35 protein-coding genes and 1 pseudogene are annotated in these 25,433 nt (G+C 70.7%); 13 read left to right on the top strand and 23 right to left on the bottom strand.

Annotation, left to right across the window (positions count from 1 at the left end; genetic code table 11):
• Positions 1 to 4 precede the first annotated feature (4 nt).
• Genes BM272_RS04500 through gmk form a run of 7 tightly spaced genes read right to left on the bottom strand, consistent with a single transcriptional unit; the run spans position 5 to position 6,508 of the window.
• On the bottom strand, positions 5 to 388 hold the full coding sequence (locus BM272_RS04500) for a VOC family protein (protein WP_093427572.1): 384 nt from the start codon (positions 386 to 388) through the stop codon (positions 5 to 7).
• Between the two features lie 54 nt (positions 389 to 442).
• Positions 443 to 949, bottom strand: a complete 507-nt coding sequence (locus tag BM272_RS04495; RefSeq protein WP_159433018.1) for a chorismate--pyruvate lyase family protein — start codon at positions 947 to 949, stop codon at positions 443 to 445.
• Between the two features lie 22 nt (positions 950 to 971).
• Positions 972 to 3,023, bottom strand: a complete 2,052-nt coding sequence (recG, locus tag BM272_RS04490; protein WP_093427570.1) for an ATP-dependent DNA helicase RecG — start codon at positions 3,021 to 3,023, stop codon at positions 972 to 974.
• A 3-nt stretch (positions 3,024 to 3,026) separates the two neighbouring features.
• The gene (locus BM272_RS04485; protein ID WP_093427569.1) at positions 3,027 to 3,407 is read right to left on the bottom strand and encodes a Rid family detoxifying hydrolase; all 381 of its coding nucleotides are present in this window, start codon (positions 3,405 to 3,407) and stop codon (positions 3,027 to 3,029) included.
• Between the two features lie 22 nt (positions 3,408 to 3,429).
• A complete protein-coding gene (gene spoT, locus BM272_RS04480) occupies positions 3,430 to 5,556 on the bottom strand; it encodes a bifunctional GTP diphosphokinase/guanosine-3',5'-bis pyrophosphate 3'-pyrophosphohydrolase (protein ID WP_093427568.1) in 2,127 nt (708 codons plus the stop codon).
• On the bottom strand, positions 5,553 to 5,813 hold the full coding sequence (gene rpoZ, locus BM272_RS04475) for a DNA-directed RNA polymerase subunit omega (protein WP_093427567.1): 261 nt from the start codon (positions 5,811 to 5,813) through the stop codon (positions 5,553 to 5,555). Before rpoZ ends, spoT begins: the two co-directional genes overlap by 4 nt.
• Positions 5,814 to 5,872: 59 nt before the next feature.
• A complete protein-coding gene (gmk, locus tag BM272_RS04470; protein ID WP_093427566.1) occupies positions 5,873 to 6,508 on the bottom strand; it encodes a guanylate kinase in 636 nt (211 codons plus the stop codon).
• A 118-nt stretch (positions 6,509 to 6,626) separates the two neighbouring features.
• Here gmk and rph point away from each other — a divergent pair, with 118 nt between their 5' ends.
• The 7 genes from rph (at position 6,627) to BM272_RS04435 (ending at position 11,772) form a co-directional block, all read left to right on the top strand.
• A complete protein-coding gene (rph, locus tag BM272_RS04465; RefSeq protein WP_093427565.1) occupies positions 6,627 to 7,343 on the top strand; it encodes a ribonuclease PH in 717 nt (238 codons plus the stop codon).
• The gene (gene rdgB, locus BM272_RS04460) at positions 7,340 to 7,933 is read left to right on the top strand and encodes an RdgB/HAM1 family non-canonical purine NTP pyrophosphatase (RefSeq protein WP_093427564.1); all 594 of its coding nucleotides are present in this window, start codon (positions 7,340 to 7,342) and stop codon (positions 7,931 to 7,933) included. The genes rph and rdgB overlap by 4 nt, the downstream gene beginning before the upstream one ends.
• 101 nt (positions 7,934 to 8,034) lie before the next feature.
• The gene (locus tag BM272_RS04455; RefSeq protein WP_093427563.1) at positions 8,035 to 8,313 is read left to right on the top strand and encodes a hypothetical protein; all 279 of its coding nucleotides are present in this window, start codon (positions 8,035 to 8,037) and stop codon (positions 8,311 to 8,313) included.
• Between the two features lie 46 nt (positions 8,314 to 8,359).
• On the top strand, positions 8,360 to 9,523 hold the full coding sequence (hemW, locus tag BM272_RS04450) for a radical SAM family heme chaperone HemW (RefSeq protein ID WP_093427562.1): 1,164 nt from the start codon (positions 8,360 to 8,362) through the stop codon (positions 9,521 to 9,523).
• Positions 9,524 to 9,597: 74 nt separating this feature from the next.
• The gene (locus tag BM272_RS04445; RefSeq protein WP_093427561.1) at positions 9,598 to 10,059 is read left to right on the top strand and encodes a MarR family winged helix-turn-helix transcriptional regulator; all 462 of its coding nucleotides are present in this window, start codon (positions 9,598 to 9,600) and stop codon (positions 10,057 to 10,059) included.
• A 7-nt stretch (positions 10,060 to 10,066) separates the two neighbouring features.
• On the top strand, positions 10,067 to 10,354 hold the full coding sequence (locus tag BM272_RS04440; protein ID WP_093427560.1) for a rhodanese-like domain-containing protein: 288 nt from the start codon (positions 10,067 to 10,069) through the stop codon (positions 10,352 to 10,354).
• A complete protein-coding gene (locus tag BM272_RS04435) occupies positions 10,354 to 11,772 on the top strand; it encodes an MBL fold metallo-hydrolase RNA specificity domain-containing protein (RefSeq protein ID WP_093427559.1) in 1,419 nt (472 codons plus the stop codon). Before BM272_RS04440 ends, BM272_RS04435 begins: the two co-directional genes overlap by 1 nt.
• A 6-nt stretch (positions 11,773 to 11,778) precedes the next feature.
• Here BM272_RS04435 and hpf read toward each other — a convergent pair whose 3' ends face one another.
• Entirely contained in the window at positions 11,779 to 12,321 is a 543-nt protein-coding gene (gene hpf, locus BM272_RS04430; protein ID WP_093427558.1) for a ribosome hibernation-promoting factor, HPF/YfiA family, read from the bottom strand.
• A 230-nt stretch (positions 12,322 to 12,551) separates the two neighbouring features.
• Between hpf and BM272_RS04425 the strand changes: the two genes are divergently transcribed.
• Positions 12,552 to 12,869 carry a hypothetical protein gene (locus BM272_RS04425; RefSeq protein ID WP_093427557.1) on the top strand — a complete coding sequence of 106 codons (318 nt, stop codon included), beginning with the start codon at positions 12,552 to 12,554 and terminating at the stop codon, positions 12,867 to 12,869.
• 31 nt (positions 12,870 to 12,900) lie between these two features.
• On the opposite strand, the gene BM272_RS04420 is transcribed toward BM272_RS04425, so the two are convergent.
• Positions 12,901 to 13,521, bottom strand: a complete 621-nt coding sequence (locus BM272_RS04420; protein ID WP_093427556.1) for a hypothetical protein — start codon at positions 13,519 to 13,521, stop codon at positions 12,901 to 12,903.
• 83 nt (positions 13,522 to 13,604) lie between these two features.
• On the opposite strand from BM272_RS04420, the gene BM272_RS04415 reads away from it, so the two are divergent.
• Positions 13,605 to 14,555 (top strand): cation diffusion facilitator family transporter, encoded by a 951-nt coding sequence (locus tag BM272_RS04415; RefSeq protein WP_093427555.1) that lies wholly within the window; start codon positions 13,605 to 13,607, stop codon positions 14,553 to 14,555.
• Here the strand turns inward: BM272_RS04415 and BM272_RS04410 are convergent.
• From BM272_RS04410 to BM272_RS04400, 3 genes are all read right to left on the bottom strand, one after another.
• Positions 14,531 to 14,842 (bottom strand): hypothetical protein, encoded by a 312-nt coding sequence (locus BM272_RS04410; protein WP_093427554.1) that lies wholly within the window; start codon positions 14,840 to 14,842, stop codon positions 14,531 to 14,533. The genes BM272_RS04415 and BM272_RS04410 overlap by 25 nt on opposite strands.
• Positions 14,843 to 14,851: 9 nt before the next feature.
• On the bottom strand, positions 14,852 to 15,592 hold the full coding sequence (locus BM272_RS04405) for a hemerythrin domain-containing protein (RefSeq protein ID WP_093427553.1): 741 nt from the start codon (positions 15,590 to 15,592) through the stop codon (positions 14,852 to 14,854).
• A gap of 88 nt (positions 15,593 to 15,680) precedes the next feature.
• A complete protein-coding gene (locus tag BM272_RS04400) occupies positions 15,681 to 16,127 on the bottom strand; it encodes a universal stress protein (protein ID WP_093427552.1) in 447 nt (148 codons plus the stop codon).
• Between the two features lie 79 nt (positions 16,128 to 16,206).
• Between BM272_RS04400 and BM272_RS04395 the strand changes: the two genes are divergently transcribed.
• Entirely contained in the window at positions 16,207 to 16,722 is a 516-nt protein-coding gene (locus BM272_RS04395; RefSeq protein ID WP_093427551.1) for a DUF2452 domain-containing protein, read from the top strand.
• A gap of 95 nt (positions 16,723 to 16,817) precedes the next feature.
• A complete protein-coding gene (locus tag BM272_RS04390) occupies positions 16,818 to 17,012 on the top strand; it encodes a YgaP family membrane protein (RefSeq protein ID WP_093427550.1) in 195 nt (64 codons plus the stop codon).
• 16 nt (positions 17,013 to 17,028) lie between these two features.
• Here the strand turns inward: BM272_RS04390 and BM272_RS13965 are convergent, their stop codons facing one another.
• From BM272_RS13965 to msrB, 3 genes and pseudogenes are all read right to left on the bottom strand, one after another.
• Positions 17,029 to 17,175 (bottom strand): rhodanese-like domain-containing protein, encoded by a 147-nt coding sequence (locus tag BM272_RS13965; protein WP_240308016.1) that lies wholly within the window; start codon positions 17,173 to 17,175, stop codon positions 17,029 to 17,031.
• A gap of 28 nt (positions 17,176 to 17,203) precedes the next feature.
• Positions 17,204 to 17,350, bottom strand: a pseudogene (locus BM272_RS14275) (rhodanese-like domain-containing protein); the annotation flags it as partial.
• A complete protein-coding gene (msrB, locus tag BM272_RS04385) occupies positions 17,308 to 17,721 on the bottom strand; it encodes a peptide-methionine (R)-S-oxide reductase MsrB (protein ID WP_093427549.1) in 414 nt (137 codons plus the stop codon). The pseudogene BM272_RS14275 and the gene msrB, both read right to left, overlap by 43 nt.
• An 80-nt stretch (positions 17,722 to 17,801) precedes the next feature.
• Here msrB and BM272_RS04380 point away from each other — a divergent pair, with 80 nt between their 5' ends.
• Positions 17,802 to 18,005: a hypothetical protein gene (locus tag BM272_RS04380; RefSeq protein ID WP_093427548.1), complete on the top strand. Its 204-nt coding sequence runs from the start codon at positions 17,802 to 17,804 to the stop codon at positions 18,003 to 18,005.
• 3 nt (positions 18,006 to 18,008) lie between these two features.
• Here BM272_RS04380 and BM272_RS04375 read toward each other — a convergent pair whose 3' ends face one another.
• From BM272_RS04375 to BM272_RS04365, 3 genes are read right to left on the bottom strand one after another with little or no spacing between them, the layout of a single operon-like run.
• The gene (locus BM272_RS04375; protein ID WP_093427547.1) at positions 18,009 to 18,200 is read right to left on the bottom strand and encodes a hypothetical protein; all 192 of its coding nucleotides are present in this window, start codon (positions 18,198 to 18,200) and stop codon (positions 18,009 to 18,011) included.
• Between the two features lie 35 nt (positions 18,201 to 18,235).
• On the bottom strand, positions 18,236 to 18,859 hold the full coding sequence (locus tag BM272_RS04370) for a carbonic anhydrase (RefSeq protein ID WP_093427758.1): 624 nt from the start codon (positions 18,857 to 18,859) through the stop codon (positions 18,236 to 18,238).
• Positions 18,860 to 18,867: 8 nt separating this feature from the next.
• Complete coding sequence (locus tag BM272_RS04365) at positions 18,868 to 20,406, bottom strand: fused MFS/spermidine synthase (RefSeq protein ID WP_093427546.1); 1,539 nt, start codon at positions 20,404 to 20,406, stop codon at positions 18,868 to 18,870.
• A gap of 79 nt (positions 20,407 to 20,485) precedes the next feature.
• On the opposite strand from BM272_RS04365, the gene BM272_RS04360 reads away from it, so the two are divergent.
• Entirely contained in the window at positions 20,486 to 21,493 is a 1,008-nt protein-coding gene (locus tag BM272_RS04360; RefSeq protein WP_093427545.1) for a L,D-transpeptidase, read from the top strand.
• Here the strand turns inward: BM272_RS04360 and BM272_RS04355 are convergent.
• The 5 genes from BM272_RS04355 to BM272_RS04335 form a co-directional block, all read right to left on the bottom strand.
• Complete coding sequence (locus tag BM272_RS04355) at positions 21,483 to 21,965, bottom strand: tellurite resistance TerB family protein (protein ID WP_093427544.1); 483 nt, start codon at positions 21,963 to 21,965, stop codon at positions 21,483 to 21,485. The two genes, BM272_RS04360 and BM272_RS04355, sit on opposite strands and share 11 nt — an antisense overlap.
• Before the next feature lie 6 nt (positions 21,966 to 21,971).
• On the bottom strand, positions 21,972 to 23,600 hold the full coding sequence (locus BM272_RS04350; protein ID WP_240308015.1) for a methyl-accepting chemotaxis protein: 1,629 nt from the start codon (positions 23,598 to 23,600) through the stop codon (positions 21,972 to 21,974).
• 71 nt (positions 23,601 to 23,671) lie between these two features.
• On the bottom strand, positions 23,672 to 24,310 hold the full coding sequence (locus tag BM272_RS04345) for a CBS domain-containing protein (RefSeq protein ID WP_093427543.1): 639 nt from the start codon (positions 24,308 to 24,310) through the stop codon (positions 23,672 to 23,674).
• Between the two features lie 79 nt (positions 24,311 to 24,389).
• Positions 24,390 to 24,959, bottom strand: a complete 570-nt coding sequence (gene ampD / locus BM272_RS04340; protein ID WP_093427542.1) for a 1,6-anhydro-N-acetylmuramyl-L-alanine amidase AmpD — start codon at positions 24,957 to 24,959, stop codon at positions 24,390 to 24,392.
• A gap of 5 nt (positions 24,960 to 24,964) precedes the next feature.
• Positions 24,965 to 25,372 carry a helix-turn-helix domain-containing protein gene (locus tag BM272_RS04335; RefSeq protein WP_093427541.1) on the bottom strand — a complete coding sequence of 136 codons (408 nt, stop codon included), beginning with the start codon at positions 25,370 to 25,372 and terminating at the stop codon, positions 24,965 to 24,967.
• Positions 25,373 to 25,433 lie beyond the last annotated feature (61 nt).

The following is a 25,433-nucleotide window of genomic DNA, read 5'->3' as shown; positions in this document are numbered from 1 at the left end:
TCCCTCAGGCCGCTTCCGGCTTCTCGATGAGTTCCAGGGCGTAGCCGGTGGGGTCGGTGACGAAGGCGATCTTCATGCCGTTGCCGATGACCAGCGGCTCCAGGGCGACGGGGACCCCGCGCTCCCGCCACTGGGCGATGGTGGCGTCGACGTCGGCGACGTAGAAGGCGATATGGCCGAAGGCGTCGCCCAGGTCGTAGTCGCGGCCGTCGTGGTTGTAGGTCAGCTCGATCTCGTGGCCCGATTTCGGGTCGCGGATGAAGGCCAGGGTGGCATCGGCGCCGGGGAGTTCATCCCGGGAGACCAGCTCCAGGCCGATCTTGTTGGTGTAGAAGTCGATGGACTCGTCGAGATCGGCAACGCGGATCATGGTGTGGGCGATACGCACGGGCAACCTCCGGAATTGCGGGAATGGGGGGATCTTCGCAGACCCGGCGGTGGGTCACAAATCGAGGGGCGGTAGCACCTCGCAGACCAGCAGCGCCTTGCCGCCCACCCGGAAGAGGGAGCGGCGTGCCCAGCGCGGGGCCCCGCCGCCCGCCTCGGCGTGCAGCGCCATCCCCGGCGCCAGCCGCGCCACCTCCAGCCGACCGCGCTCCACCGCCGGGTCGGCGAAGAGCGCGGCGCCCAGGGCGCGCTCGCCCATGCGCCCCAGCCCGGGACGGGCGGCGATGGTCTCCGGGGGGATGACGGTGCGGGCGAAGACCGGCTCCACACCACAGTGCAGCTCTATCCGCCGGATGAGGCCGAAGCGGCCCTCCGCCAGGGCCAGGGCCCGGACCTCCTCCCCTCGCGGCCGGCCCCAGCCCTGATCCAGCAGTCGGACGCGGGGCGGCTGCCCGCAGGCCCGGCCCAGGGCGCGGGTAAAGGAGCCGGTCTCGCGCAGCAGGGCGGCCTGCTGGCGGGGGAGCCGGGCAATGGCTGCGGGATACCAGGTGGGTTCCGGCACGCGGATTCCTCTCCTCGTGGCCTCAGACGGCGGCGTAGCGCTCGCCCTCGGGGAGCCAGCGGCGTTCCAGCACCTCGGCCGCCTCGGGGCGTTCCAGCAGGGCATCGGCGCGCTGCTGCACCGCCGGCAGCAGGTCGGCGTCGCGCTGGAGGTCGGCGGCGCGCAGCCCGGCCACGCCGGTCTGGCGGGTTCCCAGGACCTCGCCGGAGCCGCGCAGGGCCAGGTCGTGACGGGCGATGGTAAAGCCATCGTCGCTCTCGCGCATCACCGCCAGCCGCTGGCCGGCGTTCTCCGAGAGGGGACCGTGGTAGAGGAGGACGCAGGAGGACTTCGCGCTCCCCCGCCCCACCCGGCCGCGGAGCTGGTGGAGCTGGGCCAGCCCCAGCCGTTCGGGGTTCTCGATGATCATGAGGCTGGCGTTGGGGACATCCACCCCCACCTCGATGACGGTGGTGGCCACCAGCAGGTCCAGCTCGCCGGCCTTGAAGGCGGCCATCACCGCCTCCTTCTCCTCCGGGCGCAGGCGGCCATGGACCAGGCCCACGTGCAGTGTCGGCAGCGCCTCCCCCAGCTCGGCGGCGGTCTGCTCCGCCGCCTGGGCGGCGGAGGCCTCCGACTCCTCGATGAGGGTGCAGACCCAGTAGGCCTGCCGGCCCTCGGCGCAGGCCCGGCCCACCCGCTCCACCACCTCGGGGCGGCGGCTGTCGGGGACGGCGACGGTCTCCACCGGCGTGCGGCCGGGCGGGCGCTCGTCGATGACCGAGACGTCCAGGTCGGCGTAGGCGCTCTGGGCCAGGGTCCGCGGGATGGGGGTGGCGGTCATGATGAGCTGGTGGGGCCAGCGGCCCTCGCCACCGCCCTTCTCGCGCAGGGCCAGGCGCTGGTGGACGCCGAAGCGGTGCTGTTCGTCGATGATCACCAGCCCCAGGTCGTGGAAGGCCATCCCCTCCTGAAACAGGGCATGGGTCCCCACGGCGATGGCGGCGCGGCCGCTGGCCACCGCCTCGGCGGCGGCGCGCCGGCTGTCGCCGCGGTCGCGGCCGGAGAGCCACGCCACCTCCAGCCCCAGGGGTTCGCACCAGGCCTGGAAGCTGGCGCGGTGCTGTTCGGCCAGGATCTCGGTGGGCGCCATCACCGCCACCTGCCAGCCGGCCTCCACCGCCTGCAGGGCCGCCAGCGCGGCCACCACGGTCTTGCCGGAGCCCACGTCGCCCTGGACCAGCCGCTGCATGGGGTGGGCCTCGCCGAGATCGGCACGGATCTCGGCGGCCACCCGCTCCTGGGCGGCGGTGAGGTTGAAGGGCAGCGAGGCCAGCAGGGCGTTGGTGAGCCGGCCGGTGGGGGCCAGGGGCGGTGCCGCGTGGGCCCCGGCCGCCGCGCGCAGGCGGCGCAGGCCGATCTGGCGCGCCACCAGCTCCTCGAAGGCGAGCCGCCGGCGCGCCGGATGGGTGCCCTCCAGCAGCGCCTCGGTGTCGGCCTCGGGGGGTGGGCGGTGGATGGTCTGCAGAGCGGTGGCCAGCTCCGGGAGGTCGTCCCCCTCGCCGGCCAGGGGATCGGCCAGCTCGGCGGCTGCCGGCAGGGCGCGCTCCATGAGCGTCCGCAGGGCGGGCTGGGTGAGCCCCTCGGTAGCCGGGTAGATGGGGGTCAGGGCGTCGCCCTCCCCCTCCTTCATGGCCTCGGGGTGGACCATCTCCAGCCCCGTGGGCCCGGTGCGCACCTCACCGAACCAGCGACCCCGAGCGCCGGGGACGAGGCTGCGCTGGAGCCCGGGGCCGAAGTAGAACCAGCGCAGGGTCAGCCAGCCGGTGCCGTCGGCCACCCGGGCCAGGAGGCTGCGGCGGCGACCGTCGTGGGTGCCGGCCTGGACCACCTCCGCCTCGATGACCGCCTCGTCGCCGGGCCGCAGGCTGCCCAGGGGGAGCACCCGGGTCCGGTCCTGGTAGCGCAGGGGCAGGTGGAACAGGAGATCGGCCACGGTGGTGACCCCGAGCCGGCCGAGCCGCTCGGCCTGCCGGGGTCCCACGCCGTGGAGGTCGGTGATCGGCCGCCGCTCCGGCGGCGCCGAAGCGGCCATCAGCTACAGCTCCAGGAAGCCGTCCATCTCCACCGCCGCCCCCTTGGGCAGGGCGGCCACGCCGATGGCGGCCCGGGCCGGCCAGGGCTCGTCGAAGACCTCTTCCATGATGGCGTTGGCCTCGCCGAAGCGCTCCATGTCGGTGAGGTAGATGTTAAGCTTGGCGACATCGGCCAGGCTGCCCCCGGCGGCGGCGGCCACGGCGGCAAGGTTGTCCAGCACCCGCCGCACCTGCGCGCCGAAATCGCCCTCCACCAGGGTCATGGTGGCCGGATCCAGCGGGATCTGGCCGGAGAGATAGACGGTGGAGCCGCTCTTTACCGCCTGGGAGTAGGGCCCGATGGCGGCGGGGGCGGCGTCGGTGGCGATGATCTCGCGGGGCATGGGTCCTCCTCGATGACGGGTTTCAGTAACGGGTGATCCGGGCCACCGACTCCACCTTGCGGATGCGGCGCATGATCCGCGCCAGGTGGACCCGGTCGCGCACGGAGACGGTGAGCAGCAGCGCGGAGTGGACCCCGTCGCGGTCCTCCACGTCGACATTCTCGATGTTCGCCTCCAGCTCGGCGATGGTGGCGGCCACGGTGGCCAGCACGCCGCGGCGGTTGGCCACCTCCACGCGCAGCTCCACCGGGAATTCGCCGCTGGCCTCGTCGGACCAGGCGACGTGCATCCACTTCTCCGGGCCGTGGCGGTCCTCGACCACGTTGCGACAGCCGCGGCGGTGGATGACCAGCCCGCGCCCGGCGCTCATGAAGCCGAGGATGGCATCCCCGGGGATGGGGTGGCAGCACTTGGCGAAGCTCACCACCATCCCCTCGGTACCGCGCACCGTCAGGGGCTGCGAGGTCTCCCCGCCGCCCACGGCCACCGGCGCCAGCGCCTGGGCCACCAGGGCCGGCAGCTGGCGCCCCAGGCCGATGTCGCGGAACAGGCCCTCCGGGTCCTCGGCACCGAGTTCGGTGACCACGCGATCGAGCTGCTGGCGATCCACGCCCTCCAGGGATTCCCCCCGGGCGGAGAGGGCTCGTTCCAGCAACCGGCGACCCAGGGCGACGGCCTCGTCCGCCTGGAGGTCCTTGAGGTAGGCGCGGATGGCGGTGCGCGCCTTGCCGGTGATGACGAAATTGAGCCAGGCAGGGTTCGGATGGGCACCCGGGGCGGTGACGATCTCCACCGTCTGGCCGTTGAGCAGCCGGGTGTTCAGCGGCATGAGGCGCCGATCGATGCGGGCGCCGACGCAGGTATTGCCCACATCGGAGTGGACGGCGTAGGCGTAGTCCACCGCCGTGGCCCCCCGCGGCAGCTCCATGATCTGGCCCTTGGGGGTGAAGACGTAGACCTCGTCGGGGAACAGGTCGACCTTGACGTTCTCCAGGAACTCCATGGAGTTGCCGGCGTTCTGCTGCATCTCCAGCAGCTCCCGCAGCCACTCCCGGGCGCGCGTCTGGGCGACGGTGGCGTGGGCCTCGTTCCCGGTCTTGTAGAGCCAGTGGGCGGCGATGCCGGCCTCGGCCACCCGGTCCATGTCCCGGGTCCGGATCTGGATCTCGATGGGCACGCCCCAGGGGCTGAAGAGGACGGTGTGCAGGGACTGGTAGCCGTTGGCCTTGGGGATGGCGATGTAGTCCTTGAACCGCCCCGGCACCGGCTTGTAGAGGTTGTGGACGGCGCCCAGCACCCGGTAGCAGGTATCCACCCGGTCCACGACGACGCGGAAGGCGTAGACGTCGAAGACCTCCTGGAAGGCCAGGTGCTTGTCCCGCATCTTGCGGTAGATGCTGTAGAGGTGCTTCTCGCGGCCCTCCACGCGCCCCTCCAGACCCTCCTCGGCCAGGCGCGCCTTGAGTCCGCCCTCGATGCGGGCCACCACCTCCTTGCGGTTGCCGCGGGCGCGCTGCACGGCCTTGGACAGGATCCGGTAACGCATGGGGTGCAGGGCCCGGAAACCCAGGTCCTCCAGTTCCAGCCGCAGGGAGTTCATGCCCAGGCGGTTGGCGATGGGGGCATAGATGTCCAGGGTCTCCCGGGCGATGCGACGGCGCTTGTCCGGCCGCATGACCCCGAGGGTGCGCATGTTGTGGAGGCGATCGGCGAGCTTGATGAGGATGACCCGCAGATCGCGGGCCATGGCCAGCATCATCTTGCGGAAGTTCTCCGCCTCCGCCTCCGCCTTGCTGCTGAAATGGACCTGGGTGAGCTTGGAGACGCCATCCACCAGCTCCGCCACCTCCTCGCTGAAGGCGGCGGCGATGTCCTCCTTGGCGACCCGGGTGTCCTCCAGGGTGTCGTGGAGGACACCGGCCACCAGGCTCTCGTGGTCCAGGCGGAGTTCGGCGAGGATCTGGGCCACCGCCAGGGGGTGGTAGATGTAGGGCTCGCCGGAGAGACGCTGCTGGCCCTCATGGGCCTCGGCGCCGAAGAGATAGGCGCGATAGACCTCGGCGACCTGTTCCGGCTCGAGGTAGTCCTCCAGCTGCTCGCACAGGTCACTGATGAGCAGGACGGGCTCCTGCTGAACCGCGGTGCTCACGCCCGCTCGTCGGCCTCCAGGAAGGGCGACGGCTCGGCGGCCGGAGCCGGGGCGCCATCTTCCTCGTCCAAGACCTCGCGGCCCACGTGGCCCGCGGCGATCTCGCGCAGGGCGACGACGGTGGGCTTGTCATCCTCCCACGGCACGTAGGGCTCGGCGCCATTGGCCAGCTGCCGCGCGCGGCGGGTGGCCACCAGCACGAGCTGAAAGCGGTTGTCGACGTTGTCCAGACAGTCCTCGACGGTAATACGTGCCATGCCAGCCTCTAGATTGGTTTCCCGGACCGATCGATTCTACTGCACGAACACGGCCGCGCCTAGGGCCCCGTCGCCAGAAGTTCCTCCAGCAGGGATGCGTGCCGCCAGCGCTGGGCCTCCCCGCGCAGGCGCCGGGCGGTGACCACGGAGCACAGCTCGCTCAGGGCGGTGTCGAAGTCGTCGTTGACCACCAGGTAGTCGAACTCCTCGAAGTGGGCCATCTCCGCCTGCGCCGCCTCCATCCGCCGCTGGATGACCTCGGCGCTGTCCTGGCCGCGGCCCTGCAGCCGCTCGGCCAGCACCGTCCGGGAGGGCGGCAGGATGAAGATCCCCACCGCCTGGGGGATGGACTCGCGGACCTGGCGGGCCCCCTGCCAGTCGATCTCCAGGATGACGTCGCGACCCTGGCTGACGCCGTCCAGGGCGGCATTGCGCGAGGTCCCGTAATAATTGTCGAAGACCTTCGCATGCTCCAGAAAGGCGCCCTCGGCGACCATGGACTCGAAGGTGGCAACGTCGGTGAAGTGGTAGTCGACACCGTCAGTCTCCCCCTCCCGGGGCGGGCGGGTGGTATGGGAGACGGAGACGGCGATATCCGGGGTACTCTCGACCAGGGCGCGCACCAGGCTGGTCTTGCCGGCACCGGAGGGGGCCGAGATGACGTAGAGGGTGCCGGGTTGCTGCTGCTCGCTCATGCGCGTCGTCTCCTGCTGGCCAGGCGCGCATTCTACGCGGGGGGCCGGGCGCGTCGCCAGACTCGTCCCCGCTCCGCCCTGCCGGTTACAATGGCCGGCCATTCGAGAGGAGGTCCCCATGCGCCCCAGCGGTCGCCAGCCCGACGAGATCCGCGAAGTCCGCCTGACCCGGAACTTCACCAAGCACGCCGAGGGTTCGGTGCTGGTGGAGTTCGGGGATACCCGCGTCATCTGCACCGCCAGCGTGGAGGAGCGGGTGCCCGGCTTCCTGCGCGGCCAGGGCCGGGGCTGGGTGACCGCCGAGTACGGCATGCTCCCCCGGGCCACCGACACCCGCGGCCAGCGCGAGGCAGCCCGGGGCAAGCAGGGCGGCCGCACCGTGGAGATCCAGCGCCTCATCGGCCGCTCCCTGCGCGCCGGCATGGACATGGAGGCCCTGGGCGAGCGGACGGTGACCATCGACTGCGACGTCATCCAGGCCGACGGCGGCACCCGCACCGCCTCCATCACCGGCGGCTTCGTCGCCCTGGCCGATGCCATGGCCTGCGAGGTAGCCGCCGGCCGGCTGCCGGCCAGCCCCATCCGCCACGGCATCGCCTCGGTCTCGGTGGGTATCTACCAGGGGACCCCGGTGGTGGACCTGGACTACGCCGAGGACTCCAACGCCGAGACCGACATGAACGTGGTCATGAACGACGCCGGGGACTTCATCGAGGTCCAGGGCACCGCCGAGGGCCACCCCTTCCGGCGGGACGAGATGGACGCGATGCTGGATCTCGCCCAGGGCGGCATCGCCCGCCTGGTGGCGGCCCAGCGGGAGGCCCTGTCGCAATGACCCGACGCGTGGTCCTGGCCTCCGGCAACCGCGGCAAGGTGGCCGAACTCTCCACCCTGCTGGAGCCGGCGGGCCTCGTGGTGGAGCCCCAGAGCGACCACGGCGTCCCGGAGGCGGAGGAGCCCCATCCCACCTTCGTCGAGAACGCCCTGGCCAAGGCGCGCAATGCCGCCCGCCACACCGGACTGGCCGCCATCGCCGACGACTCCGGCCTGGAGGTGGACGCCCTGGACGGCGCGCCCGGGGTCCTATCCGCGCGCTACGCCGGGCCCGATAGCGACGATGCCGCCAACAACGCCCGCCTGCTGGCAGAGCTGGAGGGCCTACCGGCCGAGCGGCGCACGGCCCGCTTCGTCTGCGTACTCGCCTACCTCGATCACGCCGACGACCCCACCCCGATCATCGCCCAGGGGTTCTGGGAGGGCCGCATCCTGGAGGCGCCCCGCGGCGCGGGCGGCTTCGGCTACGACCCCCTCTTCTGGGTGCCGGATCACGGCTGCGCCTCGGCCGAACTGGATGCCACCGAGAAGAACCGGATCAGCCACCGGGGCCGTGCCCTGGCCACCCTGCGAAGCGCCCTGGCAGACTGAAAACCCGACTGGGAATGCAGGTTGTGACCATTGTCACAGCAGTGTCATCAGGGCCCTGCCAGACTCCCCCGGACCATGGACGATAACCGGGGGAAATCACCATGTCCGCCTATATCCCCATTGCACTGCTGGTCCTCCTCGCCGCCCTGGCGACCGGCAGCGGCCTGGCGCGCCTGTTGCTGGGCAGTGGCTGCGGTATCACGGCGTGGGGAATCGCCACCCTGGTTACCGGCAGCGCACTGGTAGCCGTGGCCGCCCGGCTACCCACCGACCACCCCAGCACGCCCGGCTTCATCCTGACCCTAGGCATGGCCACCGCCGTCGCCGCCCTGGGGGCCGCCACCGCCGCCCTCTTCCGGCTGCACCACGCCTCTTCCTGAACCGCCGCCGTGGTCCCGGCGGCGGGCGGCGGCGTAGAATGGGGGCATGCTGACCTTCACCGAAGCCCCGCCGCTGGCGCTCTACATCCACATCCCGTGGTGCGTCCGCAAGTGCCCCTACTGCGACTTCAATTCCCACGAGTACACGGGCCCTCTACCGGAGAGCGCGTGCGTGGACACCCTGCTGCGCGACCTGGAGGCCGACCTGCCCGCCGTCTGGGGGCGGGGTATCGCCAGCATCTTCATCGGCGGCGGGACGCCGAGCCTGCTCTCGCCGGAGGCGGTGGACCGCCTGCTGGCCGGGATCCGGGCCCTGCTCAATCCGCCGCCGACCACCGAGATCACCCTGGAGGCCAACCCCGGCACCGCCGAGGCGGCCCGGTTCGCGGATCTTCGCAGCGCCGGGGTCAATCGGCTCTCCCTGGGCATCCAGAGCTTCCGCGATGACGCCCTCGAGCGGCTGGGCCGGATCCACGGCCGCCGGGAGGCGCTGGCAGCGGTGGAGGCGGCCCACGCGGCCGGCTTCGACCGGATCAATCTCGACCTCATGCACGGCCTGCCGGGGCAGACCCCGGCGGACGCCGCCGCCGACCTCGCCGATGCCATCGACCTGGAGACCGGCCACCTGAGCTGGTACCAGCTCACCCTGGAGCCGGGGACGGAGTTCGGCCGCCGCCCGCCGCGGCTGCCGGCCGAGGACGACCTGGCGGCCATCCAGGAGGCCGGCGAGGCGCAACTGGCCGCCGCCGGCTTCCAGCACTACGAGGTCTCCGCCTTCGCCCGGCCGGGGAAGCAGTGCCAGCACAACCTCAACTACTGGCTCTACGGCGACTACCTGGGGCTGGGCGCCGGCGCCCACGGCAAGGTCACCGACCCGGCCGCCGGCACCATCCGCCGCTACTGGCGGCTGCGCCGCCCCCAGGCGTGGCTGGACAGCGGCGGGGGCGAGGCGGCGGTGGCCGGCGAACACCACCCCGGGCGACGCGAGGTCGCCTTCGAGTTCCTCATGAACGCCCTGCGCCTGGCCGACGGCTTCCCCTCGGCACTCTTCGCCGCCCGCACCGGCCAGCCGCTGACGGTGGTCCAGGAGACGCTGCAGCAGGCCGAGGCCGACGGCCTGCTGCACTGGGACATCGAGCGGATCCGGCCCACGGAGACCGGCTGGCGCTATCTGGACGACCTGCTCACCCGCTTTCTTCCCGAGGACTAGGCGAAGCGCCCGGCTTGCACAAAGTAGCAGAGCGCCGATACCATTCTGGTTGTGCATATACACAGGAGGACGCCTTGAGCGAGTCCACCCTCGCGGAGACCGCCTGCATGAACCTGCAGGTATTGCGGGTGAGCCACTACGTCCTCAAGTGCTTCGACGAGGCCTACCGCGAACACGGCGTCCGGGCGACCCAGATCCCGGTGCTCATGCAGCTCCGGGGCCGTGCCGAGGCCACGGTGCGCGAGGTGGCCACGGCGCTGGAATCCGAGCGCAGCGTGATGTTCCGCAAGCTGCGCATCCTCGCCGAGCGCGGCTGGGTCCAGGAACTGCCCCGCGACAACGGACGTGAGCGCCGCTATACCCTCACCCAGGAGGGCGAGGCACTGCTGACGCGGACCGAGCCGGCGCGCACGGCCGTGCAGGACCGCCTGTTCGGCCGCCTCAGCGAGGCCGAACAGGGCCTCCTCCTCTCCCTCTGCGCCCGCCTGCAGGGGATCGAGGAGGCCGAACCCCTTTCCCCATCCGAACCGGAGTGAACCGACCATGTTCGAGCAGATCGATTGTCCCGAGGCCCAACGTCTGGTGGAAGCCGGCGCCCAGCTGGTGGATGTCCGCGGCCCCGACGAGTTCGCCCGCGGGGCGCTCCCCGGCGCCCAGAACATCCCGGTCCAGGTGATGGCCCAGCAGGCCGGCCAGCTGGAGGAGCACAAGCCGGTGGTCCTCTACTGCGCCTCCGGCGCCCGCAGCACCCAGGCCCAGATGCTGCTCCAGCAGCTGGGCTTCCCCGAGGTCTACAACCTCGGCTCCATCCAGAAGTACTACACCTGCTGATGGAGCTGACCTTCTTCGGGGCCGCCGGCGAGGTTACCGGCTCCTGCCATCTCCTGGAGGTGGGGGGCCGGCGCGTCCTGCTGGACTGCGGCATGATCCAGGGCGGTCGCGAGGCCGAGGCCCGCAATGCCGAGCCCTTCCCCTTCGATCCCGCCTCCCTCGATGCTGTCATCCTCAGCCATGCCCACATCGACCACAGCGGCCGCCTGCCGCAACTGGTCCGGAACGGCTTCCAGGGGCGCATCCATACCCACGCCGCCACCCGGGAGCTCGCCCGGGTGATGCTGCGGGATGCCGCCTTCCTGGAGGAGAAGGACGCCGAACACGAGAGCCGGCGCCGGGCGCGGCGCGGCCAGGAGGGGGTGGAGCCGGCCTTTACCCGGGCGGACGCCACCGCCGCCGTGCGCCGGATGCGGGCCCACCAGTACGGCCAGCCCCACGAGGTGGTCCCCGGAGTCACGCTCACCCTCCACGACGCCGGCCACATCCTCGGCTCCGCCACCGTGGAGGTGGAACTGGCCGAGGGGGAAACCCGTCGGCGCGTGGTCTTCTCCGGCGACCTGGGCCATCGCGGGGCCCCCATCCTGCGCGATCCCGAGCCGCTGGAGCAGGCCGACCTGGTCCTGCTGGAGAGCACCTACGGCGGCCGCAACCACCGGGACTGGGACGCGACCTGGGAGGAACTGGCCGGGATCCTGGAGCGCGCCCGCCACGACCGCGGCAACATCCTCATCCCCGCCTTCGCCGTGGGCCGCACCCAGGAGCTGCTCTACGTCCTGGACCGCCACTACGCCGAGTGGGGCGTGGACCGCTGGCAGCTCTTCCTAGACAGCCCCATGGCCATCGAGGCCACCGAGATCTACGCCCGCCACTGGCAGCTCTACGACGAGACCGCCCGCCAGTGGCGCGGACAGCAGGCCAACCCCTTCAAGCTGCCCAACCTCCACTTCTCCCGGACCGCCAACCAGTCCCGGGCCATCAACCGCATCCACAGTGGCGCCATGGTCATCGCCGGCTCCGGCATGTGCTCCGGCGGTCGGATCCTCCACCACTTCAAGCACAACCTCTGGCGGCGGGAGACCGAGGTCCTCATCACCGGCTTCCAGGCCCGGGGGACGCCGGGTCGCGCCCTGGTGGACGGGGCCCGGGAGATCAAGGTCTGGGGCGAGCCCATCCGCGTGGGGGCCAAGGTCCACACCATCGGCGGGCTCTCCGCCCACGCCGACAGCGACGGCCTGGCCGAGTGGTACGGTCGCTTCCACGGCCGGCCGCCGGTGGCCCTGGTCCACGGCGAGGCGGATCAGCGCGATGCGCTGGCGGCACGGCTGGGACGGGAGTTCGACGCCCCGATACTGACGCCGGGGCTGGGAGAAAGGATGGATCTGGCAAACCCCGAACGGCTGCTGCCGGCCGGGTAGGCCGACTCAGCCGGCCAGGGGTTCCACGCGGCGGGCGGCGGGACCGCCGGCCCCCTCCCCCTCGGTGACCCGGACGGGGCTTCCCAGGCTCAGATGGGCGAAGCGATCGCCCCGCACGGCACCGCTCTCGAAGTAGAGCTCGCGGCCCTCGGAGGTGGTGATGAAGCCGAAGCCGGCCTCCGGTTCCAGATCGGAGACCCAGGCCGGCACCGCCATGGGGGCCTCACCGTGGATGTGGTGATTGCGCCGCTTGCGCCCGCGCGCCTTGAGGCGGCGCCGGGCGGCGTCGAAGGCATCGCGGATGGCGACGTAGAGGTCCTCCCGCGGCTCCCGGCGGACAACGATCTCCTCGCCAGGGACGGTGATGTCCAGGCGGACATTGTGCTGGTGGCCCTTGTACTGGTGGCGGTGGGGAGTCTCCACCACCACCCGGCAGGCGATGATGGGCTGGAAGAAGCGCTCCAGGCGCTCGGCCCGTTCCCGGATGGCCGCCTCGATGGCGGGGGTGAGTTCCACGGAACGGCTGGTGATCTGCAACGGTTGCTTCATAGCGATCCTGCCCTGGCTGGATGCCGGATCCGCCCCGGCCTGCGACAGCGACGCCGGCCCGTGCCGACGAGGGCGATGCCCTACCTACTGAAGCTAGTCGACCCCCCTGACCGATGCAAGCCGGCCACGCCCCTTCCCGACCGAACCGTGATCCGGGCCATGATTCTCGCGCCGGGACCCTTCCCCGCTGCTACCACTGAGCTACACTCGGAGGAGTTGTCCGGGCCGGAATGGCCCACTTCAGGGAGGGAACCGCCATGGTCTATCCCATCCTCGACGCCACTCTGCATCTGGACGAGACCCTCTCCGCCCGCCAGATCGAGGCGCTGGAGCAGGCGCTCCACGCCCGTACGGGGGTCATCAGCGCCCGCGTCACCCTGCGCAACGCGCGATTGATCCTGGTGCAGTACAGCCCCTGCTGCTGCTCGGTAAGCGATCTGCTGCGGCTGCTGGACGGGCTGGGCCACCCGGCCGCCGTCCGCTACGGCGGCGACCCGCCCGCCGGCACCCGCCTGCGGGAGTGCCAGGGGGTCCGCTGCCGGGCGTGACCGGTGTCCCGAAAGGGATTCGGGGCAGGATTCAGGAAGAGGAAGAGCCCGGGGTGTCGAAGAAGCTCACCGGTTCGGAGAGTTCCTGGCGGCGGCTCTCGAAGTACTCCATGGCCTTGTTGAGCGCATAGACCGGCGCCTCGCCCACGCTCTCGGGATCGGCGGCACTGCGTTCCTCCTGGTAGAACTTCTGCATCGCCAGAAGATGCAGGGGCAGTTCACGCAGGAAGAGCCGGTTGCGGTCCATGAAGAACTGGGCCAGGGCATCCACCGCCTGCAGGCGCCGCCCCACGGGGAGGTCGTCCGGCCAGCGGGCGCGCAGCCCCGGCAGGGCCGAGCCCTCGTGGACCAGCTCGATCTCCACCGGGTCGGTATCCTCCACCGTCCCGCTCTCCACCACCACCTCGCCGAAGCGGACCTGGCCGTCGGCGCTGATCTCCTCCGGCGGCAGGAAGACCTTGCCCGCCATGTTCACGGCCCAGGTGGCCCGATCTTCCTGCCACTCGGCCACGCCGGGCTCTCCGTGGCACTCGTGGAGGGTGGCGGCGAAGAGCAGGTCCCAGACCCAGATCTCCTCGTGCTCCGGGAGATCGTCGGGGATCTCGAGCATGACCCGGTCGTCGCCGGGATAGCCGATGCGCAGGGTCGTCACGTCTACCTCGCTTGCATGGGCGGGCGGCTGCCCGCAGTCTGTGATGGTGTGCAGCCTACCCCCGAAGGCGCCCGGAAAAAACCATGGCCGGACACGAACATTCCCACGAGCACGACCACCATCACCACCACGCGCCCCCCAGCTCCACCCGGGTCCTGCTCATCGCCGTGGGGCTCACCGGGGGGTTCGCCGCGGTGGAGGCGGTCACCGGCTGGCTCGCCGGCTCCCTGGCGCTGCTGGGCGATGCCGGCCACATGGTCTCCGATGCCCTGGCCCTGGGCCTGGCCGCCATCGCCGCCCGCATTGCCCGGATCCCCTCCGGCCGCCGCCACACCTGGGGGCTGGGGCGCGTGGAGGTGCTGGCCGGGCTGTTCAACGGCCTGTTCATGCTGGTCATCGTCACCGGGATCGCCGTGGAGGCGGTGCGCCGGCTGCTGGACCCCGGCGAGGTGGCCGGCGGACCGGTGATGGCGGTGGCCGCCCTGGGCCTGGTGGTGAACCTGCTGGTCTTCTGGGTCCTCTCCCGGGGCGAGGGCGGTATCAACATCCGCGGCGCCCTGCTCCACGTTCTGGGTGACCTGCTGGGTTCGGTGGCGGCCCTGCTCTCCGGTGCCATCATCCTCTTCACCGGCTGGACGCCGGTGGACCCGCTCCTCTCCCTGCTCATCGCCGCCGTGGTTCTGCGCGCCAGCCTGGCCCTGCTGCGCGAGGCCCTGCACGTGATGCTGGAGGGGGTCCCCGCCCATCTCGACCCGGAGGAGGTGGGCCGGGACCTGGCCGCCGACCCGGCGGTGGCCTCCCTCCACGACCTGCACATCTGGCAGGCGGGCTCGGAGACGGTGGCCCTCTCGGCCCACGTGGTCCTGCGCGAGCCGGCCATCTGGCCGGAGGTGCTGGACCGGTTGCAGGCCCGGCTGGCCGATCACTGGCACATCACCCACGCCACCCTGCAGCCGGAGCTGCCGCCCACCTTCCCGCTGCAGCGGATGGAGGGCCAGACCGGGGTGGCTCAGGCCTCTCCCACCGGGGGCTGACCGGTCTGCTCGCGCAGCCGGCCCAGGGCCTCCCGGAGTTCGTCCACCTGGGGGGTGTGGACGTAACTGAAGGAATCCTCCAGCTCCCGGGCGGTGAAGGAGGCCTTCACGATCCCCGACTCGGTGATGATGTTGAGGGTGTGCTCCTCCTTGTCGAGGTCGAGCTGCCCCAGGTCCCAGACCACGGAGACCGGCTCGATGCCCTCGGCCTGCAACAGGTTGAAGGCCCACTCCCGGATCTGCTCGGCCCCCTGCTGACGCTGCTTGCGCTGAAGCGGTCCGACCATGGCTGCCCCCTAGTTCCCTTCCAGGCCGGCTTCGCGGTCCTCGTCCCCGGCCAGGATCCCCTGGACCCGGTCGATGAGTTCCCGCTGGATCCCGTGGTCCTCCGCCCGCCGCAGCGCCATGTCCCAGAGGGGAAAGAGGTTCTGCTCCTCGCGCCCCTCGTGCTTGGCCAGGCCGCCGGAGAGCATGCCCAGGAAGGGGGCGACCTCCCCCGCCTCCGGCCGATCGTCCTCGAAGAAGGACTCGATCATGGCCGTCTCTTCCAGGATCTGGTCGTGCTCCCGGATCATCACCGAGGTGGGGTCGTTCCCGGCCGGGTCGCGCTCCACGTGGAAGGCCGGCGCCAGGATGAGGTTCTCGGCGTAGACGTGGCGCCGCAGGCTGAGGCCGAAATCGACCAGGTCCATCCCGGCCGACGCCACCTCGTTGCGGTTCACCTTGTGCAGGGCCGAGGCGAAGAGGCGGTCGATGCGCTCGTGATCCCAGGAGAGGAGTTCCATGAGCGAGGCATCGTGGCGGTCGGAGCGGTGGTAGGCGCGCACCCGCCACAGCGGCGGCCCGGATTCCACCACCTCCCAGTGGACCCGGTTACGCAGCTGGACGCTGACCATCTCCATCATCAGCGCCGGCTCCTCGTCCACCAGCAGGTCCATGTAATCGCCGGGGGAGAGGTGGCGAACCTGGTGATAGGCCGCGATGCGGGCGGGCTGGTCGCCGCGCTCGCGCAGGTCGATGGTGGCGTGCTCCGCCATGGGGAGACCTCCGATGTTCAGTGTCGAGGCAGCATAGCCGAGGCCCCCCGGCTGCTCAATCGGGGGTCGTTAATCGGGGCGCGCTCGATCAGGGCTCCTGCTGATCCAGGCGCAGGGCGAGGACGTCGCAGGGCGCCGCCTGGAGGATGGCGCTGGCGGTGGAGCCCAGCAGCCGTTCCACGCCGTGTCGGCCGTGGCTGCCCACCAGCACCAGGTCCACCCCGTGTTCGGTGACGAAGTCGGCCACCGCCCGGCGCACCGAGCCGTAGAGGAGATGGCGGCTCACCGAGGGGACCCCCATCTGCTCCCCCTGCCGGTCCAGCCCCTGTCGGGCCGCCTCCTCCAGCGCCTGTTCGGTGCCGTCCGGGAGGCTCGGCATCATCTCGTAGGGCGGCGCCAGGACCGACGGCTCCAGGACGTGGACCAGGGAGAGCCGCGCGCCGAAGCCGTGGGCCAGTTCCCGGGCGCGGGCGCCGAGCTGGTCGGCCTCCGGCATGAAATCGGTAGCCAGGAGAAGGTGGTTGTAGATGGCCATGGCGCCCTCCGGGGCTGTTGTCAGTCCGGCCTGCCCGCACTAGGCTAACGGGAATCCCAAGCAGGTATCCAAACTACCCATGAGTGACGAGCAGGACAACAATTCCGGCGAGAGTCAGGACAAGGGGCTGAGGCACATGGGCCCCGACCACAGCTCCCCCTACCCGGTGAGCCGGCTGGCCACGGCCTTCGAGCCGGTGGACGTGAGCAAGGAGCTGGCCGAGGCGGACAGCCATCTGAACACCCGCGTCAGCGCCAAGCTCCAGGTCCTGGCCGACCAGATCCGCTCCCTGCAGGAAGAGGCGCGCAAGACCCTGGAGGAGGCCCAGGAAGACCACGACCTCCACCGGGCGAAGTGCCACTTCCACCGCAAGCCGGGCCACACCTACCACCTCTACGAGAAGGCGGACGGCAGCCGCTACTTCTCCATGGTCTCCCCCCGGGAATGGGGCGGGAACCACCCGGATACCTACGTCAACTCCTACGTCCTCAACCAGGACATGTCCTGGACCCCGGCGGACCAGGTGGGCAAGGCCGAGGAATCCCGGGAGATGGTGGCCAAGCTGCTGGAGAACAGCGGCCCCGGCTCGGAATAGTCCACTCGCCAGGGGCCGGGGTGACACTACGCCCGGTCTCTGCAAGGCTTGAGAACGGGTGGCGCCCGCCACCCCCGGCAACTGGAGGCAGGAACATGACCGTGAACATGGGAAATATCGACCGCGGTGCCCGCGCCGTCATCGGCGTGGTTCTCATCTTGCTGGTCTTCATGGGGCCGCAGACCCCGTGGGGCTGGATCGGGATCATCCCGCTGGCCACCGCGCTGGTGGGCTGGTGCCCGCTCTACTCCCTCCTCGGGATGAATACCTGCGGCGGCCAGAGGGCCTGAGGATCGGCTCCGGGCCTCACTCCGCCTCGTGGTAACGGCGCATGACGCCGATGAGGTCGATCCGGGTGAAGCCCATGGCGACCATCACCTCGGCGGTCTTGCGCGCCCGGGCGCCGGTGTCGCAGTAGACGGCCACGGGCGTGGTCCGCTCGACCACCGCCAAGGGGTCGCTTGATCCGTGGCCAGGGGGCATTCACCGCCCCCGGTAACGCCCCCTCGGCGAACTCCGCCGGGCTCCGGGTATCCACCACCAGCGTCCGCCCCCCGTCCACCAGGGACCGGATCTCCGCCGGGCTCAGGCGGATGGGGCGGGGGCGTTCTCCTCCCGCTCCAGACATACGCCGTTGATGCAGAAGCGCCGGCCAGTGGGCGGCGGGCCATCGGGGAAGACATGCCCGAGGTGGGCGGCACAGTTCGCGCACCGGACCTCGGTCCGGTGCATGCCCAGGCTCTGGTCGGTATGCTCGGTAACGGCCGCGGAATCCACCGGCTGCCAGTAGCTGGGCCAGCCGCTACCGGAATCGAACTTGTGTTCGCTGTGGAAGAGCGGCGCCCGGCAGCAGACGCAGCGGTAGAGCCCCGGGGAGTGGTCATCATGGTAGGCGCTCGAGAAGGGCGGCTCCGTCCCGCCCTGCCGACAGACCCGGTACTGCTCATCGGTAAGCAGGACCTGCCACTCCGCCTCGGTGCGTTCCAGGGGATCGCTCATGTTCGCCTCCCGGGTATCGGCCTTCCGCCGTGCGGCGGTCGTGCTAGGATAGAAGAGAGTCCCCCACGGAGGATAGGCCCATGGATGCCGGCAGCACGAACGCCACCACCCTGCTCCAGCAGCGCGACCCGAGTACTACCGGCGTCGGGCTACAGCGCCAGGCCATGCAGGTTGTCGAGGCCAATACCCGCGCCCAGGGCGAGCAGCTCCGCTCCGCCCTGTCGCCTGAGACGCAGGAATTCTTCGAGAAGGGGAAACCCAGCCACGTGGACCTCTACGCCTGAGCGTCAGACCAGGCTGATCAGCAGCAGCACGAACAGGACCACCAGCCCCAGGGGCAGGAGCACGCCGCGCCAGTCCTTCTCCTTCTCGCGGCTCTCCTCCAGCATCCGCTTGGCGCCGGGGAAGAAGAAGAGAAGAATGAGCACGGCGGCCACGCCGAGCAGGATCTGCTCCCAGGTTGCCAGTTCACCGCCCATGGTTACCTCCCATATCGCGTGATCTTGCGGTGGATTCAGTCGCCGTCGACGCCGGTCCGCGGCTCGCCCACGGGCTGCAGCCGGCCATCGGACAGGCCGTAGATCAGTCCGTGTACGGCCAGCTCCTGGCCCCGTTCCCAGGCGCCGCGAACCGCCGCGGTACGACAGACGCTCTCCACCTGGGCGGCGACATTGAGCTCGCACAGCCGATCCACCCGGGCGTCGAAATCGTCCAGGGCGTCGAGTTCGTCGGCGTGCTGGCGCGCCACTCGCCGGACCTCTTCCAGCCAGTTGTCGATGAGCCCGTGCTCCCTCCCGTCCAGCGCGGCGCGTATCCCGCCGCAGCCATAGTGACCGGTAACCAGGACGTGGCGCACCTGGAGGACCTCCACGGCGAACTGGATCACCGAGAGGGCATTGAGGTCGTTACTCCCGACCAGGTTGGCGATATTCCGGTGGACAAAGATCTCCCCCGGGTCCATGTTCACCACCTGATTGACGGGCACCCGGGAATCGGAGCAACCGATCCACAGATAGTCCGGCGCCTGCTCCCTCGCCAGATGGGGGAAGAACCCGGGATCCGTCGCCGCCACACCCTCCGCCCAGCGGTGGTTTCGCTGGATGAGTTCGTGGATGTCCTCCACAGGGTCGTTTTTCATGAGCCCGGTCATCCTCCCCTCAGCAGCAGGGGGGCCAGCAGCGACGCCACCGGTGAGTGGGAATCGGTCAGGACCAGAGGGTCGGCCACGGCCCCCTCCACCCGGCCGGTGACCCGCTCCCACTGCCGTGGCAGCCCGTGTCGGGCGCGCAGCGGCGAGGCCGGGGGCGGCGTGTCGCTCGCCGTCAGGACGTAGGTGACCCGCGCCGGATCGCCATCCGACGGCAGCCCCTGGTGCCACACATCCACATGCCCGAAGACTCCCTCCAGGGTCCGGAGCAGGCTGGCCACCAGCCGGGGCTCGGGGTGGCGATCGACGATGTTCAGGGTATACAGCCCGCCGGGACGCAGCCGCTCGCGGACCAGCTCGGCGAACTCCCGGGTAACCAGATGGGCCGGCACCGCAACGTCGTGGAATACGTCCCCTACCACGACATCGAACCGTTCGCCCTCCAGGCGAGCTAGCGCCAGTCGGGCATCGCGATGGAGAACCCGCCAGCCCTCGGTCTCCACGAAGAGCGCCTCCTCGGCCATCCGGGTCACCGCCGGGTCCACCTCCGCCACCGTGACCGAGGCCCCCGGATCCAGGGCGTTCAGGGCGCGGGGATGGGTATAGGCACCGCCGCCGGCGAAGAACCAGTCGGCCGACTCCGGCTCCATGCCCGGCCACTGGCGGGCCACCTCGTCCATCAGGTGGAGATAGGGGGAGGCCAGCAGGGCCGGCTCCTGCCGGTGGTTGATACTGTGCAGCAGATGGTCCAGGACCAGGGCCCGCGCCTCCCCGAAGGGGACGTCGCGAGTGGCATTCTCCACCCGGATGCAGAAGTAGGCGCTCTCCTCGTCACAGGGGGAGACCAGCACCTGCTGCTGCCAGGCCAGCCCGGATACCAGGGCGAACAGGGCGGCCAGTGCCGCTCCCCGCCGCCAGGCACTGATGAGGAAGGGTGCCGCCAGCGCCGCCAGCACCAGCGCCGTTGTCAGGATGACGCCGTGTACCCCCATGGCGGGGATGAGCCAGTAACCGGCGAGGAAGGTCCCCGCGATACTCCCCAGGGCGCCCAGGGCGTGCATCCGCCCGACCACGTGGCCGGTGCGCTCATCCAGCCCCAGGGCCAGGGTGGTCAGCAGCGGGGTCAGGATACCCAGAAGGACGGCGGGTAACAGGAAGAGCCCCCCCACCAGCACCAGGGTTCCACCCAGGGGGCCCATGGCACTGGTACGAACGAGGGGGCCCAGCAGCTCCAGCGACAGCAGGATGGCCAGACTCGCCACCGCCGCCGCGCCCAGCGCCACTCCGGCCGCCGCCGGCCCGGCGCCGCGATCGGCCCAGCGGCCCCCCAGCCAGTTGCCCACGGAGAGGCCCGCGAGGACGACCCCGATGATGGCCGTCCAGGTATAGAGGGAGCTCCCCACATAGGGGGCCACCAGGCGACCGGCGGCGATCTCCAGCACCATGGTCAGGGCCGCCGCCAGGAAGACGGTGGCCCCGTAGGCGGCCAGCCTGCGGCGGGCGGGATGGACTTGGCTGGGTGCGGAAACGGGGGCCACGGATGAATCCTCCTCTCGATGCGATTATCCTATCATCTACGTTCACCGCGACGACGATCTCAGCCAACCCGGGGAAAACGTGGCCCTACGACGGTTCCTCCTCACCCTCTGCGCCCTGGCTGCCGCCGCACCGGCTACCGGGGAAGAGGCCGGCCGGGTCACGGAGGCCCGGACGCTGGTCCTTACCAGCCCTGCCGTGGTCCGGACGACCCCGGCCGGCGACCCGATTGCGGAATGGCAGCGCGGGCGCCTGATCACCTCCAACCGGGCCGCCGGCGACTGGACCCGCGCCACCGGCCACTTCCCGGAGGGGCGGTGGACGCCCCTGGAGGAGCCCCGCTGGCTGCACACCTCGGCGACGGAGCCCCACGACGGACCCCGCCCGCCCCGCACCTGGCGGCTGCGGACCCCCCTCCCGCCACTCTTTGACAGCGGTCTCCTGGCGACAGGAGGGCTGGCCGCGGGCTCCCTGGTGACGGGACGCGATCTGGGCGACGGCCGCGTCCGGCTTACCGGCCACTTCCCGGAAGAGAGCTGGCAAGCGGTGGACTCGGAGCAATGGCTTCCCCGCCTGCTCCTCGAGGATGTGGGCTCACCTCCGACCTATCCCCGCCCGGAGGGCTTCGAACGTTGGATCCGGGTGGACAAGGATCGCTTCCGCCTGGAGGTCCGCGAGCGCACGCCGAGCGGCGAGGAGCATACCCTCTACACCACCGAGGTGGGGCTGGGCATGGACCGCTGCCTGCCGGAGGAACAGGGCGGGCGCTGCTACTTTACCGAACCGGGGGAGTACGAGGTCCGCTGGAAGATCCACCGCACCGACGGCATCGAGTGGTGCATCCCGGACTCCATGGCGGAGGAACCCGAATACCGGGAGCATATCCGCAGGGGCAAGCGCTGCTTCGAGGGGGCGCTGGGAAATCTGGCGCTGAACATTGGCGGCCCCTACGCCATCCACGGGACCAACAACCCGGAGGACAGCCTGGGCCAGCGGGTGAGCCACGGCTGCATCCGCGCCGCCAACGAGGCCATGGACCGGGTCTGGCGCTATGTCGACGAGGGCGACCGGGTGGTGATTACCGAGTAGCCTCGGGGGGCTCCACGCCCATGGCCTCGGCGGCGCGGAGCTTGGCCTCGATATAGGCGGCATGGGGGAGGTAGAGCAGGTCGGCCACCTTGCGCAGCATCTGCTCCTCGTAGGGGTCGATGACGCCATCGGCCCACGCCACCCGCCACATCCGCTCCAGCACCGCGCTCTTCTCCTCGGGGCCGTAGGCAGCGTGGATGAGCCGGGTGAAGTCGTGGTCGGAGCTGGCCTCGCGCGCCTCGGTATCGGCCAGGCGCATCAACTCCTCGGTCTCGGCGTCCGAGAGGCCGAAGACGTCGCCCAGGGCCTGGCGGGTGGCCGCCAGCTCCTCGTCGTCGCGCAGACCATCCACCCGCCCCACCTCCAGCAACAGGGCCGCCGTGGCCAGCTTCAGGCGGTGGTCGTCATCCCCTGCCTCCCCCCCGGCAGGGGCGAGGCGGTCGTCGAAGAATCGGCGAATGGCGTCGAGCATGCCGGTTTAGATGCGGAAGCGGCCCACCAGTTCCTGCAGCTCGTGGGTGATCCGGGCCAGCTCTTCCCCGGCCTCGCTGCTGCGCTGGGCGTGGGAGGCGTTCTCGTCGGCGGTGTCGTTGATGGTGGAGACGTTCTGGTTGATCTCCTCGGCCACCGCGCTCTGCTCCTCGGCGGCGGAGGCGATCTGGGTATTCATGTCGGAGATGGTGGCCACCGACTCGGTAATGGAGCGCAGGGCCTCCCCGGCGGCCTCGGCCTGCTCCACCGTGCTGGTCGCCTGCTGCCGGGATTCCTCCATGACCCCCACGGCCTCACGGATCCCGCTCTGCAGCGCCGCCACGTGGCCATCGATCTCGTGGGTGGACTGCTCGCTGCGCTGGGCGAGATTGCGCACCTCGTCGGCGACCACCGCAAACCCGCGACCGGCCTCCCCGGCCCGCGCCGCCTCGATGGCGGCGTTGAGGGCCAGGAGGTTGGTCTGCTCGGCGATCTCCCGGATCATCTCCATGACCCGGCCAATGTCGGTACTCTTGGCCTCCAGATCGGAGATGGCCTCGGCCCCCTTGCGGACCTCGTCGGCCAGCCCTTCGATGCGCTGGACCGTCTCGCGCACGGTCTCCGCACCCTGGTTGGCGTTGGTGTTGGCCTGATTGGCCGCATCCGCGGCCTGCTGGGCGTTCCGCGCCACCTCCTGAACGGAGCTGGTCATCTCGGTGGTGGCGGTGGCCGCCTGGTCGGTCTGGGTGCGCTGCTTGCTCCCGGTCTCCTGGGTGGAATGGGCGGCGTGGCCCAGCTCGTCGGAGGCGGAGCCCAGCCGCTCCACTGCCGTGGTCACCCGGGAGACCAGGTCGCGGAAGGTCTCCATGACCCGGTTGAAGGCCGCCGAGGCCTCCCCGATCTCGTCCTTGCCCCGCACCGGTAGCCGGTGGGTCAGATCGCCCTCGCCGGAGGCGATCTCGTCCATGCCCCGGGTCATGTCCTTGAGGGGGTTGGTAACGAAGCGGGTAATGAAGAACCAGACCGCCGCGATGAGCGGAAGGCTGATGAGGATGGCGACCACGAAGATGTTCCGCGTGAAGTCGAAGACGGCCCCGTTCACGCCGGAGAGGTCCATGCGCATGGCCACCGCCCCGAGAACCTCCCCCTCCTCGGCCTGGGTATGGCACATGGTGCAGTCCTTGCCGAGGTAGTCCTCGCGGTTGTAGGCGGGGATCACCGCTCGCAGGCTGGCACCGCCATCGACCTCGGCGATCCAGGACTCACCGCTTTCCAGGACCTCCCGCTCGATCCCGTCCCGGGGCTGCTCGTTGGCCTTGCCCTCGCCGTACTGGCGGGCCACGCCATCCCCTCGCAGTACCCGCAGATCCCGGATGGAGCCCAGTTCCTGGACCTGCTCCAGGTAGTGGTCCCTCTGGCCCATCTGGCCGGTGATCATGAGGGTGGTCAGCCCGGCGAGGGTGCTCTGGTGGAGACTCCGTGCAAAGCCCTCGGCCTGCTCCACCGCCGTATCGCGCTGTTCGAAGGCGGCCCAGACGATCATCCCGGACCAGGCCACGGCCAGCAGGAGCCAGATCAGGACGCCGAGGCGGACCCAGATCCGGACGTTGTGGAAATACGAGACCAACCTGCCCATGGCTTGCACACTCCCCCACCCGTCTGATCAACGAGTGTCACGTTAGCAGGCTGGCGGGACATTGCCCATGATCAAGCCCATAGCTCCAGGGAGGCGGAGCGGATAAGGGTACGCAGGATATCCTCACGCGTGATGATGCCGCGCAGATCGCCGTTGATAGTGACGATGGGCAGGGCGCCGATGTGGTGCTCGTACATCACCCGGGCCACGTCCCGGATGCTGGTGTCCGGCGTGGCCGTCAGGACCCGGTCGACGATGAGGTCGCCGAGCCCGCCCTCGGGATCTCCCTGTAGGACAGAGGCCTGCCGGAGCAGATCGCGGTCGGAGAGGATACCCACCAGGTTGCCGGCGGGGTCGAGGATGGGGAGATGGCGGAAACCCCGCCGGCGGAAGAGCTCCCAGCCATCGGCCACCGTGGCATCGCGGTTCAGGGTGACCACCGGCGAGGACATGATCTCGGCGGCGGTCTCCACCCGCTCGGGCTCGGTGGAGGGGTGCTCGGCCTCGCCGTAGGCAGCCCGGGCCTGCTGACCGCGGGTGCGCTGCCGCGGGGGGAGCGGCCAGCCCTCGGTGCCCTGATCGGCCTCCTCGGAGCCGTGGATACGCGGGAAGGGCGCGACCTCCTCGACGTCCTGCACCCCCTGATTCGGGAAGAGCTGGCGTGCGGACATGGAGGCCTGGACGCCGGGGCCAAAGACGGTAAAGGGCATGGAGAACTCCCGAGGGGCCTCTGCGTGGTATAGCACTTTCCACGCCCGCCGCCCAAGGGTCGCCCCCGGGAGGGGACGGCTAGACCGTCCCGTTCAGCTCGGTGCGAAAGCGCGGCCAGTCAAAGGCGGGGCCGGGATCGGTCTTGCGACCGGGTGCGATATCGGCGTGGCCGGCGATACGGTCGCGCGTAATCCCCGGGCAGGCGGCCATGACCCGCGCCGCGGTCCACCCCAGCCGGCGGTACTGCGCCGGGGTATAGGGGTGTTCATCCGTCCCCTCCAGCTCGATCCCCACAGAGAAGTCGTTACAGCGCTCGCGGCCCTGGAAGTTGGACGCCCCGGCATGCCAGGCGCGCCGGTGCAGCGGCACGAACTGGTAGAGGGTCCCGTCGCGGCGGATGAAGAGGTGGGCCGAGACCTGCAGCCCCTGGATCTCCCGGAAGAAGGGGTGGGCGTCGGGATCCAGCCGATTGGTGAAGAGCCGCTCCACCCCCTCGCCGCCGAAGGCCCCGGGGGGCAGGCTGATGGCGTGGATCACCAGCAGGTCCACCTCCGTGTCGGGCGGTCGCTCGTCGCAGTTGGGCGAGGGCCGCCGCAGGGCCCCGGCCAGCCAGCCGTCGCTGCCCACTCCGGATGGTGCGCCTGCCATCGGCGTCACGGCACCAGCCGGCGCACGGCATCGGCCTCCGGCGGCTGACCACGTTCCAGCCCCAGGGCGTAGAGGGCAGCCACGCGCTGGGCCTTGCGCGCCGGCTGCATCGCCTCGCCACTCTCCGCCAGCACCCCTTCGACCCGTTCCAGGGTCCGTGCCAGCAGCTCCGTGTCCATCGCCGCCTCGCCGGGGCCGACCCCGTCGCCGGTGAGCAACCAGTCCAGGGAGACGCCGGCATGCTCGCGGATGCGCAGCAGCAGTTCGGGACTGGGGATGGTCCCCTCCCGCCAGATCCGAGTGAAGGCCCCCTTGGAGATCCCCACCCGGGCCGCCCAGGAGTAGGGCCGCTCCTGGCCCACCAGCTGGCGCAGCCGGCCGTGAAAATCCGGATTACGCAGTTCACCCTCCATGGCGCCCCTCCGTGGCCATCTCCACCGCCACCAACTGTTCGTTTTCCACCCCTTCAAGGCC

Origin of the sequence: Thiohalospira halophila DSM 15071, from assembly GCF_900112605.1 — a bacterium.
In the GTDB taxonomy this organism is placed as follows: Bacteria; Pseudomonadota; Gammaproteobacteria; order Thiohalospirales; family Thiohalospiraceae; genus Thiohalospira; species Thiohalospira halophila.
The sequence above is the reverse complement of the archived record's forward strand: the minus strand, read 5'-3'. Positions and strand labels throughout refer to the sequence as shown.